Annotated in this window: 19 protein-coding genes; 13 read left to right on the top strand and 6 right to left on the bottom strand. The window is 44.1% G+C overall.

Features of this window, described 5'->3' with window-relative positions; translation table 11 throughout:
• The first annotated feature begins 73 nt into the window (after positions 1-73).
• Positions 74-1,567 carry a tryptophan halogenase family protein gene (locus QGN29_RS01825; protein ID WP_310798952.1) on the top strand — a complete coding sequence of 498 codons (1,494 nt, stop codon included), beginning with the start codon at positions 74-76 and terminating at the stop codon, positions 1,565-1,567.
• Between the two features lie 348 nt (positions 1,568-1,915).
• Positions 1,916-3,196 carry a metal-dependent hydrolase family protein gene (locus tag QGN29_RS01820; RefSeq protein WP_310798951.1) on the top strand — a complete coding sequence of 427 codons (1,281 nt, stop codon included), beginning with the start codon at positions 1,916-1,918 and terminating at the stop codon, positions 3,194-3,196.
• 58 nt (positions 3,197-3,254) lie between these two features.
• On the opposite strand, the gene QGN29_RS01815 is transcribed toward QGN29_RS01820, so the two are convergent.
• Positions 3,255-4,904 (bottom strand): FAD-binding protein, encoded by a 1,650-nt coding sequence (locus QGN29_RS01815; protein ID WP_310798950.1) that lies wholly within the window; start codon positions 4,902-4,904, stop codon positions 3,255-3,257.
• Between the two features lie 74 nt (positions 4,905-4,978).
• Positions 4,979-5,728, bottom strand: a complete 750-nt coding sequence (locus QGN29_RS01810; protein WP_310798949.1) for a hypothetical protein — start codon at positions 5,726-5,728, stop codon at positions 4,979-4,981.
• Between the two features lie 205 nt (positions 5,729-5,933).
• On the opposite strand from QGN29_RS01810, the gene QGN29_RS01805 reads away from it, so the two are divergent.
• Positions 5,934-6,143, top strand: coding sequence for a YqaE/Pmp3 family membrane protein (locus QGN29_RS01805; RefSeq protein ID WP_310798948.1), 210 nt, complete (start codon positions 5,934-5,936; stop codon positions 6,141-6,143).
• On the opposite strand, the gene QGN29_RS01800 is transcribed toward QGN29_RS01805, so the two are convergent.
• On the bottom strand, positions 6,144-7,265 hold the full coding sequence (locus QGN29_RS01800) for an NAD(P)/FAD-dependent oxidoreductase (RefSeq protein ID WP_310798947.1): 1,122 nt from the start codon (positions 7,263-7,265) through the stop codon (positions 6,144-6,146).
• 102 nt (positions 7,266-7,367) lie between these two features.
• On the opposite strand from QGN29_RS01800, the gene hisN reads away from it, so the two are divergent.
• Both hisN and def read left to right on the top strand, forming a co-directional pair.
• Positions 7,368-8,171: a histidinol-phosphatase gene (hisN, locus tag QGN29_RS01795; RefSeq protein WP_310798946.1), complete on the top strand. Its 804-nt coding sequence runs from the start codon at positions 7,368-7,370 to the stop codon at positions 8,169-8,171.
• Position 8,172: 1 nt separating this feature from the next.
• Positions 8,173-8,724, top strand: a complete 552-nt coding sequence (gene def / locus QGN29_RS01790) for a peptide deformylase (RefSeq protein WP_310798945.1) — start codon at positions 8,173-8,175, stop codon at positions 8,722-8,724.
• 28 nt (positions 8,725-8,752) lie between these two features.
• Here def and QGN29_RS01785 read toward each other — a convergent pair whose 3' ends face one another.
• Complete coding sequence (locus QGN29_RS01785; protein ID WP_310798944.1) at positions 8,753-9,820, bottom strand: 5-(carboxyamino)imidazole ribonucleotide synthase; 1,068 nt, start codon at positions 9,818-9,820, stop codon at positions 8,753-8,755.
• Between the two features lie 23 nt (positions 9,821-9,843).
• Positions 9,844-10,332: a 5-(carboxyamino)imidazole ribonucleotide mutase gene (gene purE, locus QGN29_RS01780; protein ID WP_310798943.1), complete on the bottom strand. Its 489-nt coding sequence runs from the start codon at positions 10,330-10,332 to the stop codon at positions 9,844-9,846.
• 321 nt (positions 10,333-10,653) lie between these two features.
• Between purE and QGN29_RS01775 the strand changes: the two genes are divergently transcribed.
• Positions 10,654-11,412, top strand: coding sequence for a GGDEF domain-containing protein (locus QGN29_RS01775; protein ID WP_310798942.1), 759 nt, complete (start codon positions 10,654-10,656; stop codon positions 11,410-11,412).
• 12 nt (positions 11,413-11,424) lie between these two features.
• Here QGN29_RS01775 and QGN29_RS01770 read toward each other — a convergent pair whose 3' ends face one another.
• Positions 11,425-11,625: a YdcH family protein gene (locus QGN29_RS01770; protein ID WP_310798941.1), complete on the bottom strand. Its 201-nt coding sequence runs from the start codon at positions 11,623-11,625 to the stop codon at positions 11,425-11,427.
• A gap of 81 nt (positions 11,626-11,706) precedes the next feature.
• Here QGN29_RS01770 and QGN29_RS01765 point away from each other — a divergent pair, with 81 nt between their 5' ends.
• The 7 genes from QGN29_RS01765 (at position 11,707) to QGN29_RS01735 (ending at position 17,373) form a co-directional block, all read left to right on the top strand.
• Positions 11,707-12,183, top strand: coding sequence for a DUF2390 domain-containing protein (locus tag QGN29_RS01765; protein ID WP_310798940.1), 477 nt, complete (start codon positions 11,707-11,709; stop codon positions 12,181-12,183).
• 175 nt (positions 12,184-12,358) lie between these two features.
• Complete coding sequence (locus tag QGN29_RS01760) at positions 12,359-12,526, top strand: YdcH family protein (protein WP_310798939.1); 168 nt, start codon at positions 12,359-12,361, stop codon at positions 12,524-12,526.
• 258 nt (positions 12,527-12,784) lie between these two features.
• Complete coding sequence (locus QGN29_RS01755) at positions 12,785-13,435, top strand: 50S ribosomal protein L25/general stress protein Ctc (RefSeq protein ID WP_310798938.1); 651 nt, start codon at positions 12,785-12,787, stop codon at positions 13,433-13,435.
• A 36-nt stretch (positions 13,436-13,471) separates the two neighbouring features.
• Positions 13,472-14,179 (top strand): aminoacyl-tRNA hydrolase, encoded by a 708-nt coding sequence (gene pth / locus QGN29_RS01750; protein ID WP_310798937.1) that lies wholly within the window; start codon positions 13,472-13,474, stop codon positions 14,177-14,179.
• A 17-nt stretch (positions 14,180-14,196) separates the two neighbouring features.
• Positions 14,197-15,297 carry a redox-regulated ATPase YchF gene (gene ychF, locus QGN29_RS01745; protein ID WP_310798936.1) on the top strand — a complete coding sequence of 367 codons (1,101 nt, stop codon included), beginning with the start codon at positions 14,197-14,199 and terminating at the stop codon, positions 15,295-15,297.
• 151 nt (positions 15,298-15,448) lie between these two features.
• Entirely contained in the window at positions 15,449-16,165 is a 717-nt protein-coding gene (locus QGN29_RS01740) for a hypothetical protein (protein ID WP_310798935.1), read from the top strand.
• 107 nt (positions 16,166-16,272) lie between these two features.
• Complete coding sequence (locus tag QGN29_RS01735) at positions 16,273-17,373, top strand: amidohydrolase family protein (protein ID WP_310798934.1); 1,101 nt, start codon at positions 16,273-16,275, stop codon at positions 17,371-17,373.
• Positions 17,374-17,429 lie beyond the last annotated feature (56 nt).

Here is a 17,429-nt window from a genome sequence, read left to right as displayed (position 1 = left end):
AATCAAGTCCCTGTCAGTATAGTGCTGGCAGGGTTTTTCTTTGAGGGATGATGAGAGTGAGGGATGAGGAATCATGAAGGCTAAGCCAATTAAAAAAATTGTTGTTGTCGGGGGCGGTACATCTGGATGGATGTCAGCAGCAATGCTCGCTAAATCTTTTGAGAAAACGATGGAGATTGAATTGATCGAATCCGATGCGATTTCCACTGTCGGGGTTGGTGAAGCGACAATCCCTCCAATTCGATCCTTTAATGGGTATCTTGGCATTGATGAGATGGACTTTTTAAAGGCAACAAAAGGCAGTATTAAGCTCGCAATTGAATTCCAGAACTGGGGACAAAAAGGGGATAGTTATCTTCATGGGTTTGGTTATGTGGGGCGCAAAATTGGGATTACCCCCTTTCATGTTTATTGGCAAAAATGCCTGAAAGAGGGCAAAGCTAAAGATTTGTCGTCCTATTCGTTTAATAACATTGCGGCTCAAGCCAATAAATTTGCTCCTGTAACCAAAATCAAGAATACACCTTTGGATGGGCTCTCATGGGCTTTTCATTTTGATGCTGGATTGTATGCAAAATTCCTACGTCACTATTCTGAGGATAAGGGAGTTGTTCGCACAGAAGGTAAAATTGTCGCCGTCCATCAAGATAGCGAATCTGGCTGTGTGACAAGTGTAGAGCTTGAAAATGGGACGAAAATTGAGGCTGATCTTTTTATTGATTGCTCAGGGTTTCGAGCGCTGTTGATTAATGGGGCACTCAATTCTGGGTATGAAGATTGGTCGAAATGGCTGCCATGTGATCGGGCTTATGCAGTTCCGTGTAGTAACGATAATTCGCCTTATAGGCCTTATACGCAGTCTATTGCTCATAGCGCCGGGTGGCAGTGGCGCATCCCTTTGCAGCATCGCACAGGCAATGGTCATGTTTATGCCAGTGCTTTCATGACGGATGAGACAGCGGCAGAAATTTTAATGAACAATCTTGAAGGTGAAGCACTCAAGGATCCAATGCAGCTTAAATTTACGGCCGGTAAGCGGTCAAAAATTTGGGATAAAAATGTCATATCTATTGGTTTAGCCAGTGGGTTTATTGAACCTTTAGAAAGTACCAGTATTCATTTGGTCCAAATGGGGATTACAAATTTAGTGATGCATTTCCCCTCGTCGCAAGATTGCAGTCTCAATGCGAGAGACTATAATAATCGAATGGATTTCGAATATGAAAGAATTCGAGATTTTATTATCCTTCATTATCATGTGACTGAGCGAGACGATAGCGAGTTTTGGAACTATGTAAGAACGATGGACGTGCCACACTCCCTACAGCAGCGCATTGAGAGTTTTAAGCATAACGGTTTTGTCTACAGAGAAGATAATGAATTATTCACGGGTGAAGGCTGGCTTCAAGTGATGGTAGGTCAGGGCATTATACCTAACTATCACAATCCGATTGCAGACCAAGTCACTGTGGAAGAAAGTGCTGAATATCTACAAAACCTCAATGTAATTATGGAACGGGCAGCACAACAATTACCAACCCATAAGCAATTCTTAAATAGCCTTTAATCTGAGGCTATCGTTTTGCATCTTAATCTGGTATAGCTCTGCTCCTCAAAAGGAGATGAGAAAATGACTGCAAAAATTAAAGGCAGTGCTCCTGAGATCAAAATCAGGAATTTAGCTGCTAAAGCTCTGGAAGAAAAACAGAACAGAGCTCGAATTCTTCCCTCAAAAAAAGGCAAGGGCGCCCCATACAAGAGACGTCAAAAGCATAAGAAGCTTTTGGCGTCTTATTTTTTGTGCGCTCGCGAAAAATTTTCAACTAAGAGCCTTTTTAAGAACGGTCAAACTATCTATTTCTTGACCCGTACACTTACCTCAGTCAAACTAAGTGCAACTTGAGGGAGAAAAGACATGAGATCATTATTTAAAATAGCAGCCATTGCGGCGCTTTCTGCAAGCGTATCAATGACGGCTTTGGCAGAGACGAAAATCATTCATGCAGGAAAATTATTAGCAGTGCCTGGTAAGCCAGCTCTTGAAAAACAGTCTGTCGTCATAAAGGACGGAAAAATTAGTGCGGTCAAGGCAGGCTATCATACAGAGGACGGTGCTAAAATCATTGATTTAAAAGATAGTTTTGTAATGCCAGGGTTGATGGATATGCACGTGCATTTGCAGGGTGAACTAGGTCCAAAGAATGATAGTGAAGCCTTGAAAATGTCCGACGAGTTATCCAGCATGAAATCAATCCACCATGGCATGAAAACATTAATGGCGGGTTTCACCACGGTGAGAGATGTTGGCAATAACCCTCAGCATATGTACGCTCTGCGCGATGCAATAAATTATGGATGGGTTGACGGTCCGCGCATCATCGCAGCTGGCGGTGTTGGGATTACAGGGGGCCATGCCGATGTGAGCGGCGTCAAGCATGAATTGATGGACATGCTGACGACAAAACGTATCTGCGACGGGCCTTATGATTGCCGTCGGGCAACACGGCATGCCATTAAATATGGTGCAGATCTTGTAAAAATTACATCCACGGGCGGAGTTTTGACAGACCGTGCCACAGGTACTGGGCAACAAATGGAAATGGACGAGCTGGATGAAGTAGTTCTGGCTGCGAAACGAATGGGCCGAAAAGTTGCATCACATGCCCACCAGGAAGACGGTATCGTCGCGGCTTTGAAGGCGGGTGTTCATTCCATAGAGCATGGGACTTATGCTGGACCAGAGGCATACAAATGGTTTAAGAAAACCGGCGCTTATCTTGTGCCGACACTTATTGCCGGAGACACGGTGAAAAATATGGCCGAGAAATCGAATTTCATGTCACCTGCTATTAAAGCAAAAGCCATTCGCGTGGGCACTGACATGAAGGGCAATTTTGCGAAAGCTTATAAAGCAGGGGTTAAAGTTGCTTATGGGACAGATAGCGGCGTCTCTGCACATGGTACGAATGCTTACGAAGCAGTCTTGATGAATGAGGCGGGAATGACTCCGATGGACATTTTAGTCACTGCAACAATTAATGCAGCGGATTTGATAAGCATGTCAAAAAGCTTAGGGACCATTGAAGTAGGTAAGCAAGCGGATATTATTGCAACAGATGGCAGTCCTCTCAATGATATTAAAGAATTGATGGATGTAGATTTTGTGATGAAGACAGGCAAAATTTATAAAAAGTAATGCTGTTTCTCAGCCCAAGAAAAAGCCAGCTAAATGCTGGCTTTTTTTATTTTCTCGCCTAGGTATAAAGAGCCCGTGCAGCCGACTGGCCAGTCAAGATACATCCAGGGAGGAAAGTACCTTCTAAAGAACGTTTTCCGGACGCCCCGCCGCCTCCAAAGCCGGCAGCTTCCCCTACAGCATAGAGGCCTTCCATTGGCTTGCCCGCTGAATCAAGCACTTGCCCTTTTAGATTTGTTTGGATTCCTCCCAGAGTTTTGCGGGCAATCAGATAAGTCTTGATTGCGACATAAGGCAGCGATTGTGATGATTGTATCGTTTTGAAATTGCTTGTTCGCAGTTTGTCACCAGACCATTCTCTGAGGGTTTTGATAAGGCGGATCTGGGGATCTTCAATTTCTCCAGGCGCTTTAGAGAGAAGGGCATCATATTGATCAAGTTCTGCTTTCAGCGTTTCGACTTCAATATGAGGTTGGTCTGTGAGCGCATTCATTTTTTGAACGAGCTCCTCTAAAGTCATCGCTGTGATTACATGATCACTCTCTTTTGCCATGCGCTTGATAAGCCATGGTCTTGCTGTCAGCATTGAATAGACAAAAGTAATGAATTTTTTATCCCGAATATAGGGATTATGCTCTGCACCTGATATTGCCAGTTCCTTACGCGCTATGTCCCAATTCATAATATGCCATGTCCATGGTTTTTCTTGAGCGGCGACTTGCTGACAAAGGTAATTGGTGTCAAAGCCAGTAATTAAAGGTGGCTTAGAAGGGTCCATTGATCCTGCGTTGATCCGTTTGCCTTCATGATTGCACCACATGCTGGTGCGCGTTGGAATAAGCGAGAGGCCATGACCTTCAAAGTCGGCCTGCGGATGAGGGATACCTGCTGCATAATTCCACATTTTATCTAGATGGGTCACCCGCCCTCCAAGAGAAGCCGTCTGATCATGTAAATGGCCGTCGCCGAATGGATGGCATCCATTTAAAATTACGTCCGGGGCAGGGGACCCTTTCTCTGTCCACTCTGGGGGCCAGTGTCGTCGAACCTGATCGATATTTCCGCCAATCCCTCCCGTTGCTACGATTGTTGCGCCAGCATCGCATTCAAATTCTTTATTTGAAGCAAGGTCTCCACCATGGCACCCCGTAATCTTACCATTTTGCGTGGTGAAGCCCTCGACCTTATGACGGTGAAAGAGGGAAAGGCGGCCAGTATCTATGTATGGTTTTAACCTCAGTATGAGAGTTTTGGTCATAAACTGACTGGTCCCCCAGAGTACATGATACCGCGCGACGCTATTTCCTCTGTCATGTAAACCCCGCTCAACCCATTGAACTGCCGGTAAAAACCCGATGCCGCGTTCCTTGAGCCAGTGAAATACTTTTTCATTGGAATTTTCAATATAATAATCAGCCCATGCGCGAGGCCAGTGATCAGTGGCTTCAAAATCAGCAAAACTATACCAATCTTTTTTTGCGCGTTCGATACTATCATCAATTTTCAGACGGGCTTGGGCTGGAGTATCCACTAAAGCCATCCCTCCAAATGCCCAAAGTGCGAGGCCGCCAAAACGGTTTTCTGCGTCTTGATCGAATATGATGACATTCTGATGTGGTTTGGCGTCAAGAATTTCAAGGGCCGAAACAATTCCAGCAAGGCCGCCCCCAATAATACATACATCTGATTTGTAGAATGCTTTTGTCATGCAGATCTCCCTGAAGTCCAGATTAATCAAAGCAACAGCGGATGCAATAGGAATATATCTCTATAAGACAAAGCTTACTCTTCAGCCTGTTCCATTCGTTTTAATACAACTATTCGATCGGCAATATAAGCTTGAGCCTGCTGTGTTGATAAGACATTTTTGAGAGATGAAAGTGTTTTTTGGGATACATTGTCGTTGCAGATAAAAGCGAAATTGATATTTCCGATATCACTATGGTGGATCAAATTATGAATTGGGGATTTTTTATCCGTTTGATTTTGAATCTGTCTAAAGAGAGCTTTTCCCATGGCAAGCTGATAGATATCTCTGGTTATGACAAGATTGATAATTTGCTCAGAGGAACTGAGTTCGACTAGAGGGATTTTCTTGTCTTTTGCATGACTATAGGCCGTATACCCAAAAGCAACATGTGTATTATAAGCTGTTATGGGCACTTCCTTAGGTAAAGTCTTATTTCGGAAAATAGAAACAGGCATTGTTTGCAGGTCAATGATTTTATTCATCTTTTTTGGTAAATTAATATCATGAATTATTGAAGAGCAAGCTTTGATAGAGGTCCTGCTGCGTAGGATGCCAAAGTCTTGAAATAGTCGGCGAAAACTTTTGTAGTTTTTCGTTTCAAACTTTACATTATGTGCCCTTAGGTATTCTTCGATTGTGTCTTGATGATAATTTATATAGGCGACAGTTGAGGCGAGACGAATATAGAAAAGAGGGCTTTCTTGGTCATCCGCCCTTAGAGGGGACGCACTCATCAAGAATAGTGTTATCAAAATCATGAATTTTGAAAGTACCTGAAACATAGATTGCCTTTGCCTTATCTTAAATTCTTCAAAAACTACCATAAGTTATTTTGAGAAGACACATATTTTAAACGATTACGGGGTATGTCCTTGAATTATGCCTCTCAGATACCCATATAAAATTTATAAAGGTCAGAAGAACCTATAAAATGAGACGGTTATGAACCGTTTACGACAGACACAGAGGAACGAACGGAGGCGCGCCATGCGTTTACTAATTGCATTAATATTTCCCCCTTTGGTATTTTTTACCATCAATAGACCCTTTCAAGGGTTGATGTGTGCCATCTTGTGGCTCACGATCATCGGCTGGCCAATCGCGGCAATTTGGGCTGTCTATTCTTTATCTCAATATCGGAATGAAGAGTTGGCTCGGGACCTACACTACAGCCGCAGTGATCGGTACAGATACTAATTATCTCAGACGCGCGGGCGTATAGTCATCTACACGACATCCAAAGTTTTTAAAGCTCTCTGGAATATCTTGGCCTTTCGCGATAGAAGCCGCGATTGTTGACCAAGCAGGACAAGTTTGAATGCCGTATCCACCTTGGCCGACATTCCAGAAAAAGCCTGATTGTGTTTCATCATATCCTATGACAGGGGCACAATCAGGCGCAAATGTTCTAAGTCCAGCCCAGGTATGATTGGGTCGATCTAACTTGTGTACTGTCAGCTCTTCAAAACGGTAGATTGCCAAGGCAATATCTTCAAGATCAGGTTGTGCATCACAAGGATCTGATAGTGTTTCATCCTCAGGCGATAGGATATATTTTCCGCTTTCAGGTTTGAAATAGAGAGTTTCATTGAACGCAAGCGCCAGAGGGGCCGAGTCTTCATGCTCGCTTGTTTGGACACTCGCAGTGATGACGGTTCTTCGTTTTGGGGCCATTTGTAGCGGTGAAAGTCCACATCTTTCTGCGATCACGTCCGCCCAAGCCCCAGCTGCATTGACAATCACCCCCGCTTTTATGGCCTCTATTGAGGTTTCTGCTGCCCAAACCTTGTCTTCACGCACAGCATGTAAAAGTTCGCACTGCGTCATCACTTTGCCACCGCGTTGTGAAAGACCACGCAAATAAGCTTGATGTAGGCCAGCCACATCTAAATCGCCGCAGTCTTTATCATAGAGCGCCCCATCGAAAGTAGCATTCTTCAAAAGGGGATGCATTTTCTGAGCTGTCTCTTTTGAGACGACCTTTAAGGGTATATTAAGCTGTTGCGCGTGAAATGCCTCCTTTTCTGCTCGGTCTCGCTCTTCTGCTTTGAAAAGGTGCAGGGCGCCGCGTGGGGCAATGAAGGGGCGAGTTGAAAAGTCCTTTGGGGGTGATTTAAAAAAATCTTTTGAAGCTGAAGTGAGTGGGCGGATAGAAGGGCCCCCATAACTTTCAGCATAAAAGGCAGCGCTTCTTCCTGTGGTGTGATATCCTGGCTGATCTTCCATCTCGAGAATTATAACCGAATGAGTCTCAGCTAAATGATAGCCAATGGACGCCCCTGCTATGCCGCCGCCAATGATTAAAAAGTCTGTCTTCACACTGCTACTCTTGATTTTCTTCTAATAAGAGTTGGAAAATGGTGGAAAGTTGAACAATAAGCAAGTATCTCTTTGAAAAATATTTTTAGAAAAGGGTTTTTCATGATCACGGACGATTTCCTTCGAGAAATGACAGCTGTTGCCAATCGCTTGGCGGATGCAGCTGCAAAAGTGACTTTAACCTATTTCCGGCAGTCTGGAGATGTGACGAACAAGCTAGATCAAGGCTTCGACCCTGTCACCGAAGGCGATAAGGGTGCTGAAAAAGCGATTCGCGCTATTCTAGATTCAGACCTGCCTCATCACGGCATTATTGGTGAAGAATTTGGCCGTAAAAATGATCAAGCTGATTTGGTTTGGACATTGGACCCCATTGATGGCACGCGGGCTTTTATCTCAGGCCTACCCACTTGGGGTACATTGATTGCCCTGTCTTATAAAGGTGTTCCTATCTTAGGGGTCATTGATCAACCTTATATTAAAGAACGTTTTGTAGGATCTTCTTTAGGATCAACATTAAATGGGGTTCCGATCACAACAAGAAAATGCTCCAACTTGTCTCACGCGACCATTTCAACCACTGCACCAGAATTATTTGTAGGTTCTGAGCGAGAATTATGGGAGTCTCTTCAAGAGAAAACTCAACTGACTCGCTATGGTCTTGACTGCTATGCTTACGCGATTTTGTCCGCTGGGCATATTGATGTGGTGATGGAAACAGGCTTGCAGATCTATGATATGGCTGCCCTTATCCCTGTCATCAGAGGCGCAGGGGGTGTAGCCACGAATTGGTCAGGGTCTGAAGCGGGAGAAAACTGCAATTCTGAGCAAGAAAATGGACGTTTACTTGCATATGGAGACCCTGCCTTGAAGACTGAATTGCTCACCCTAACGAAAGGGTACTGACATGATTTCTCTCCGTATAGCCCCTGATCCGATCTTAAGGAAAACGGCTAAAAAAGTGACGCATGTTACTGATGAGCTTCGGGGTATCATTCGCCAAATGTATGATCTTTTATATGCGGCCCGTGGGATTGGTCTAGGGGCTAATATGGTAGGTCTATTAGAGCGAATTGTTATTGTTGATTTACAAGATGGCGATCATCCAAAAGTTACCATGATAAATCCGGTCATAACATGGCACTCAGAAGAGATGCAATCTAATGAGGAAGCCAGCCTTTGCTTTCCGGGTATTTCTGCTGAAGTCACACGTCCCCTAGAAATTTCAGTAACCTATCTTGATGAAACTGGGCATGAACAAACCCTGCAGGCTGCAGGATGGTTTGCTCAAGTTATCCAGCATGAAATCGATTATCTTGATGGCAAAATTTATCTAGATTATCTATCAAAGATGAAACGGGATCGGTTGATGAAGAAGATGGAAAAGTACAAAAAAGCTGAGGACAATAAGCATGTCCACTCTTCAAATTGTGGACCAGGCTGCTCGGTCCAGCATTAAAAAAAGCCCTCAAGAGGGCTTTTTCTGATTATTCTTTTTCTACAAAGGTCACATGACCCATTTTGCGACCTGCTCGAGGCTCTTTCTTTCCGTAGTGATGAAAATAGGCCGTTGGGTCAGATAAATATTTTTCTGCGTCTAAAATATCTTCACCAAGCAAGTTTTTCATGCGAATTTTACCCACCGCATGCTCAGGCCCAAGGGGTAAGCTGCAGATGGCACGAATATGCTGTTCAAATTGACTTGTGGTTGCACCTTCAATTGTCCAGTGTCCACTGTTGTGAACACGGGGCGCAATCTCATTCACGATTATATCTCCGGTTTCATCAGTTACAAACATCTCAACAGTAAGTACCCCTACATATTCTAATGCATTAGCAATACGCGTTGCCATCACTTTTGCTTTGGCCTCGACGATTTCTTTGATTGCAGCAGGTACTTGAGTTTCGTCTAGGATGTGATGTGTATGGACATTCTCGCTGACAGGAAAGGCAGCCACATCGCCACTCTCTAATCGGGCAACAATCACTGAGATTTCACGGTCAAATTTGATGAAGCCTTCAAGGATTGCCGGTTGGCCGTTCATAGCTTCATAGGCGTCGTCTAAATCAGCTTTTGATTTGACCACATGTTGGCCTTTGCCATCGTATCCGAAACGTCTTGTCTTGGCCACAGCAGGTCTGCCGATGGTTGCGAGAGCGGTTTCAAGCTCTTCTTTTGTGTCAAAGGATTTATAAGGTGCTGTCTTCACGCCGCTTTCATTGAGGAAGTCTTTTTCAACAAGTCTATCTTGAGCAACTTTTAAGGCAAGAGATCCAGGGGCGAGGGGGGCATGGTTGGATACAATGCGAGCTGTTTCTGCGGGGACATTTTCAAACTCATAGGTCACAACATCAACGGATTTGGCAAAAGCCTTTAAGGCGTCTTCATCTTCGTAAGCTGCCACCGTATAGTCCGCAGATACATGAAAGGCGGGACTGTTTTCTTCAGGGCAATATATATGGGATTTATAGCCCAACCGTGCGGCTGCCATAGCAAGCATTCTACCAAGCTGGCCTCCGCCTAATATACCAATCGTCTTTCCGGGGGCTATCATAACCTTCACCTCATTTGATAGGATTAATCAACGGGATCTTCTGCAATACTAGCTGTTTGAGCAGCGCGGAAGTGATCTAATTTGTCAGCCACAAGGTTGTCATGCAATGCAATAACAGAAGCAGCAAGGATGCCTGCGTTCTTTGCGCCTGCATCGCCGATGGCAAGTGTTCCGACAGGGATACCTCCAGGCATTTGCACTATAGAGAGGAGGCTGTCCTTGCCACTGAGGGCGCGAGACTTAATAGGAACGCCGAAGACAGGTAATGGTGTCATGGCTGCGGCCATGCCAGGTAGATGAGCAGCACCGCCAGCCCCTGCAATAATGACATTTAAACCGCGCTCTTTTGCAGAAGTTGCATAGTCATAAAGTCGATCAGGTGTGCGGTGAGCAGAAACAATCTTGGCTTCATAGGGGACCCCAAGATCGTCTAAAACATCAGCGGCCAATTTCATGGTTGGCCAGTCAGATTGACTGCCCATAATAATTCCAACAACAGGTGCATTACTCATTGCATCATCCCTTGTTCTCAAAAAATAAAAAGCTGGTAGAGTGGGAGAGTTCCAACACGCTTACCAGCAGATAGGGATCATTATATATGGTTTCATACGCAAAATGCAATAAAAGCTTTCATAAGATTAATAAGTTATTGGGCTCATTAACAAGTTAGTAACTAGAATGTGTTGTAACTATTTCTTGAAAGTGGGTTATAGTATTAATGATTTCGTGGTTATTGGGGATTCACAAAGTCATTTTTATACGGTATAACAATGAAGAGCGAGAGTTTTTACCCTTGTTATGAACAGACACATGGGGTCAGGGTTTAGTAAGCTATGAAAATAACAAATTCACCGGGAATGATTCGTTCTGCATCATCGCGTGCAGTTAAAAAGACCGGATCTGTCAAAAATGCGGACAGCGTTGGTCGGGCCACAATTCCAGGATCAACCGGCGTTAACGATGTTGTTAATATTGATGCCATTCCAGCGGAAGAAATGACACCTCGTGTACAAGCAGCCTTTATGGCGTTAATGGAAGAGGTTGAGAAGCTTCGTCAAGAACTGAAGCAAACCCGTAAAAAAATGAAAGAGCTTGAGGAAGTCGCTGATAATGATGCACTTTTACCCGTGCTCAATCGTCGCGCTTTTGTTCGTGAACTCAATAGGATGATCTCTTTTGCAGAAAGATACGGCACGCCTTCAACATTGGTCTTTTTTGATTTGAATGACATGAAAGTTATTAATGATGAATTCGGCCACGAAGCTGGAGACCGAGCTTTACAACATGTCTCTCAGCTTCTTTTGGCTAACATACGTGGCACCGATGTGGTTGCACGGATTGGTGGCGATGAATTTGGTGTTCTTCTGGCTCAGGCAGATGATGTGCGGGGAGCTGAAAAAGCAGAATATCTCGCAAAAGCTATTCATGAGACACCTTTTGAGGTTCTTGAAGGAAAGGGTGTTCATCTCAACCTTGCTCATGGCCATTATACATTCAATGGGGACGATAATCCAGTTGAGGCCCTCGCCAAGGCGGATGAGCGCATGTATCATAACAAGCGGTCAATGAAGGGTGAAGGCAACGTTCGGTAATTTGGCTGACAGTTAAGCAATTATGTCAGGCACCATCATGGCTTTGAGACGTGAAATTTGATCTTTTAAGCCAAGCTTTCTTTTTTTTAGTCTTTGAATTTTAAGCTGGTCAAATCCATTGGCGTCCTCTGAAAAGGCTTCAATGGCTGTATGTAAATCATGGTGTTCTTCTACTAACGAAAGTAGTTTATGACGAAGATCCTCCTGGTCCATATTTTCCCCTGTACCATTTCCGCATTTGAGATTGCTATTAATCTATTATACCATCATGTTTGATTGATGAATAGAGGGCTGATGAAAATGCCAACAAAAGAACAGATGACACTCAATAAAGACGAGTTTTGGTCATTTTCTAATGCCAAGTGGCAGCGGGAAGAATTGGCGAATGCTTTGATCGCCGCTCAAGAGTTGTACCGGGTGGATTGCAATCTGGTTCTGCTCTTTCTGTATGCAGCACAGCAAGGATTAATTATAGATAACTGTGATGCTTTATATGAATGCTCAAGTGCTCATCAGCGTTCTCGCCTTAGGCCTTTGCGACAAGCACGAAAAGGATTTGCAGAGACGTCTCTGTATAATCAAGCAAAAGAATTGGAACTTGCCGCTGAAAAATTTGCTCAAGACGACTATTGTCGCATTGCACTTTTTGAAAAAGGCCGTGCTGATAAATTCACTTTCGTTGAACAATTGTCTGACTATCTAGCTTATCTCTCTATTTTGGCTCCTGCCTCTACGGCAGTGGAATTGGCTTCAGAAATCTGGGACAGATAATCCCGAGTCTCTTATGGAAATCTATACTTTCTTGGTTTTCAGGCCGAAAGAGGGGAGGAATATCTCTTTGATTTTGACACATTTTTTTGAATTTTATATTTTTAATGTGACAAGACTATTACAAAAGTGTCAGACTTATCTTTGGTAATATTTCAAAAATGAAGGAGAATGTGAAATGAACGTTGAATCGCATGTGGAAAATCTGAATACCAAGCACTCTGAAATTGAAAGAAATATTACAGCTGAGCAACACCGCCCGGTACCAGATACGATGCGACTTATGGAGCTCAAGCGCGAAAAACTGAGGATTAAAGAGGAAATACGAAGTTTCAAAAGTCATTAAAGAAACTCTATTTCTGGTCATAGTAAAGAGGGGAACCATGAGGTTCGCCTCTTTTTTTATCAATTTATGGTCGATAGCCAAGAGAATGACGCCTTTTGGCCTGAAGAGTGTAAATAGCCCTTGAATTCTGCTGCGAATCGCGTTAAACCGCGCCATTCGCTCGTAAAGCGACAAATCCAGTTGTTACATCCTTGGAGGAACCGCTGGTCTGGCATGGCAATAGTGCTCTGCTAGCCTTATAGAATTAGGAGAATTCTCATGGCTAAAGTATTAAAAATTCAAGCCGAGAATCGTGACCGTGTAGGTAAGGGAGCCTCACGTGCAGCACGTCGTGCTGGTATGGTACCAGCAGTAATTTACGGTGATAACCGTGAACCCCGTTCAATCCAAATCAAAATCAATGAAGTCGTGCGTCTTTTGAACCGTGGTGGTTTCATGTCTCACACATACCAGATCGAAACAGATGGTAAAGTGTCAGCTACAGTTCTTCCTCGCGACCTTCAATTGCACCCAGTAACTGATATGCCGATGCATATTGATTTCTTGCGTCTTGCTGAGGGCTCTACAGTTGTGATGAACGTTCCAGTTCAAATCACTGATGATGAAGATGCTCCAGGCGTGAAACAAGGTGGTACTGTAACAGTGAACCGTCACGACATCGAATTGAACGTTCCAGTTGACGCAATCCCAGAAGCGATTGTTGTTTCACTTGCAGGTATTGAACTTGGTGGCTCTGTTAAAATTTCTGATGTTAAGCTTCCTAAGGGCGTGACACCGACAATTACAGATCGTGACTTTGTTATTGCAGCTATTACAGCTCCGTCTAGCCTTAAATCTTCTGAAGGATCTTCTGAAGAGGGTGAAGAAGGTGGCGCAGACGATGCTGCAGCTGAAGGCGGCGAAGAGTAATATCGCTGTTCCCACCACTTGGGAAAGGGTCTTTTCATGCTGTTGATCGTAGGTCTTGGTAATCCAGGCAGCAAATATGAAAGGAACCGACATAATATAGGTTTTATGGCGGTGGACGCGATTGTCCGCCGCCATAACTTTTCTGAGGCACAGAAAAAGTTCCAGTCCATACTTCATGAAGGCCGGCTCGGGGGCGATAAAGTACTGATAATCAAGCCTCAAACATATATGAATGAAAGCGGTCGCGCTGTAGGGGAAGCCATGCGGTTCTATAAGCTGACTTCCGCAGACGTTGTCGTTTTTTATGATGAACTTGATCTTTCGTTTGCAAAAGTAAAAGTAAAAGTTGGTGGCGGTCATGCAGGGCATAACGGCATACGGTCTTTGATTAATCATATAGGCGCTGACTTTAAGAGGGTTCGCATGGGCATTGACCATCCAGGATCAAAAGCTAAAGTCCATAGCCATGTGCTTGGTGATTTTAACAGTGAGCAACTGAGCACAGTTGAACGATTGAATGATGCGATTGCTGATGGTATAGCACCATTATGTATGGGAGATGATGCTAAATTTTTAAGCGATTTAGCCATGAAACTTAACCCGCCCAGAAAAAATTCAAAACCGGATCCAGAGAAGATGAAAGCCTCGCAGGCACAAAAACTATCGGGGTTACGAGAACGAGATAAAAAGTTAAGCGCAGAGGGTCCCATGGCGGCCGCTCTGAAAGCACTGAAAAAAGATTAAAGTGAAAGGACCTGATCATGGGTTTTAAATGTGGTATTGTTGGACTGCCGAATGTAGGGAAATCAACCTTGTTTAATGCATTGACCAATACAGCGTCAGCTGCAGCGGCCAATTATCCTTTCTGTACGATTGAACCCAATGTAGGCCAAGTCCCAGTACCTGATGAGCGTATTTACGAATTAGCTAAACTCGCAGGTTCTAAAGAGATTATTCCGACTCAACTTTCATTTGTAGACATTGCAGGCCTTGTGCGCGGTGCGTCAAAAGGCGAAGGTCTAGGCAATCAGTTTCTTGCGAATATCCGTGAAGTTGATGCCATTATTCATGTCCTGCGCTGCTTCGAGGATGATGATATTACTCACGTCGACGGACGCGTCAATCCTGTTGAGGATGCAGACACCATTGAAACTGAATTAATGTTGGCTGACCTTGATAGTCTTGAAGGCAGAATTCATGGTTTATCGCGTAAAGTACGCGGCGGTGATAAGGAGGCAAAAGCCTCCATGGATATGATTGAGCGGTGTATTGAGGTTCTCAAAGAAGGGAAAGCTGCACGTTTAGTGGACCGTACCGAAGAGGAAGAAAAAACATTTGAAATGCTGCAACTTTTGACCGGCAAGAAAATACTTTATGTTTGTAATGTGGACGAAGATAGCGCGGCTGAAGGAAATGAATATTCTGCACAAGTTGAAGCCATGGCGGCTGAACAAGGCGCAGGGTGTGTTGTGATCTCTGCAGCTGTTGAAGAAGAAATTGCACAGCTTGATGAAGAGGGGGATAAGACTGAATTCCTTGAGACTCTTGGTCTCGGTCAAACAGGCCTCGCCCGTGTGATCCGGGCAGGGTATGATCTTTTAGAGCTGATCACATATTTCACATGTGGACCGAAAGAAACACGAGCTTGGACTATTGCAAAGGGGACCAAAGCGCCTGGGGCCGCTGGAGTTATTCATACAGACTTTGAGCGGGGATTCATTCGAGCAACCACCATCGCCTATGAGGATTATGTTTCTCTTGGCGGTGAACAAGGCGCTAAGGATGCTGGGAAGCAACGGGACGAAGGTAAAGAATATGTCGTATTAGATGGAGACGTTCTTCTCTTTAAGTTCAACGTCTAGTCTTCTGACGATTTGGTGAAATGGGCCTGCCTTGTGCAGGCTTTTTTTTATCCTTATTTTTGACATGCTTCATCACATTTAAACCTTATCTCCACCACATTTGTGCAGCCTTATGTAGGGGGGTCAGTTGAAAGACGGAAAGGTTTGTCTCATGAAAGTATTTTTATCTCTCTTGCTGGGTTTGTCTCTTATTTCACCAACTCTAACGGCTGCTGAAGAAACCATCATTAGCGATGCTATGGTTGAGGGGAGTACTAAACTTTCATCGCGGCGGCATGTTTATATACCCGCTATCAACCTACAAAAACGCGCAGATTTTATGGTGTTAGGGGTGACGATAATTAACGATTCACGACAAAAGGAAAGACGCGAAGATGAAATCTATAGCACCATAGAACATATGATGGAGCGTGCTCAAAAGAGTGATCATTTTTCGTTAGGGACTGGGGAACGAATCTTCCAGCCACTCACTACAGAAAATTTTAAGTTGGATCTTCTTCCTGTGCCCAACAAAGATGATATGTCTCAGGTGAGACTATTGGTCAAAGCACCTTTAGCAGGAAGTGTGAGCGCGAATGCTTTAGCTCAAAGCATGAAAGACTTTATTCGAGCGGCGAGAGGCGTTGGGCGTAGTGACATCGTTGAACAAGATCGCATCAGCTTAACGGTTATAAATCCAGAGCGATACCGGATGGAACTTATTGGAAAAATCGCAGCTCATACAAGTGAGACAGCCCGTCAATTTTCAGAGCACTACGAGCTCAGTGTGCACGGCCTTTCAAATGCCCTAAAGTGGAAACGCCGTGGTCTAGATATGCTGACGCTTTATTTGCCGTATAATTATACATTGAAAGCCATATCAAAATAATTGGGCTTATTTATACTGTCTCCCCCCTCGCTGTGAGTGACTAGACATTTTATAGAAAAAGGCTATACAGAGATCCTGTGTAGCCCTTTTAATGAATAGGTAAACCTATGACACTTCAAATTACATTGCCCCATTGGTATGATCTTCACACACATTTTCGCCAAGATGAGACTGTGAGAGCAACAGTTGCAGACCATGTGAAAATGGGCTGTATTGGGGCTCTTGCCATGCCAAACACAAAACCCCCTGTAGGCAAGGTTTTTGAAAAAGATGACGTCAAAGATTACAAGAGTGTAGAAGCCTATCGACAAGAAATTATGACTGCTTCTGGTGGTGTTTTCCAGGAAGTTATTGTTCCCCTTTATATAACGCGAGATATAAAACCTGAGATGATCACAGCAGGGGCAAAGAAGGGTGTTCTCAAAGCCTGTAAATATTACCCGCCTCACGGAACAACAGGTGCTGATTTTGGTGCGCCTTTTGATATGTTTATGGAGAATGGCGTCTTTGCCGCGATGGAGGAAAGTGGTGTTACTCTCTGTATTCATGGAGAAGAGCACGGGCTATCTGCAGAAAAATATTTTGATCGCGGTGAAAATGCTGAGGAACTTTTTTATGCGAATAAGATGCCGCTCCTGATAAGAAGGTTTCCTAAACTTCGTGTTGTTGCAGAACATTTGACCACGAAAGTCGCGGTTGATTTCGTCAAAAGTGCTCCTGAGCATGTGAAGGCTACAGTAACTCCGCAGCACCTCATGTATACCATCGGAACTCTCTTGCAGGGATTAAAATATCATCTGTACTGCTTGCCATTGCTTAAGTTTGATGAAGACCGTCTTGCTCTACGACAGGCTGTAACTGATCCGGAGAATACGAAATTTTTCGCCGGCACTGATAGCGCCCCTCATGTTAAAAAAGTAACTCCGTGTGGCTGTGCTGCTGGGTGTTATACAGGGGGCATTGCGCCGCAGTTGTATGCGCAAGCTTTTGAAATGGCCGGTGTGGACCTTAGCATAGCTCAGGGGCAGGAAGTTTTTAGAAAATTCCTTTGCGAGATTGGTCAGACTTATTACGACCTTCCTAAAGCTCAAGGCACGTTTACCATCGAAAAAACTGCAGAAAATATAAAGCCTTTAGCGATGGCAGGAGAGACAATCATTCCCCTGCCTTTGGGTATGGACACACCAATGACCTGGTCGATTGTGTAATAAATTATCATTGCCTGTTGAAGATTCTATTTTAGCGCCCATATAGTGACTTCAAC

The organism is Temperatibacter marinus (assembly GCF_031598375.1).
GTDB lineage: Bacteria > Pseudomonadota > Alphaproteobacteria > Sphingomonadales > Kordiimonadaceae > Temperatibacter > Temperatibacter marinus.
Note: the sequence above shows the minus strand (reverse complement) of the source record. Positions and strands in the feature narration are given on the sequence as shown.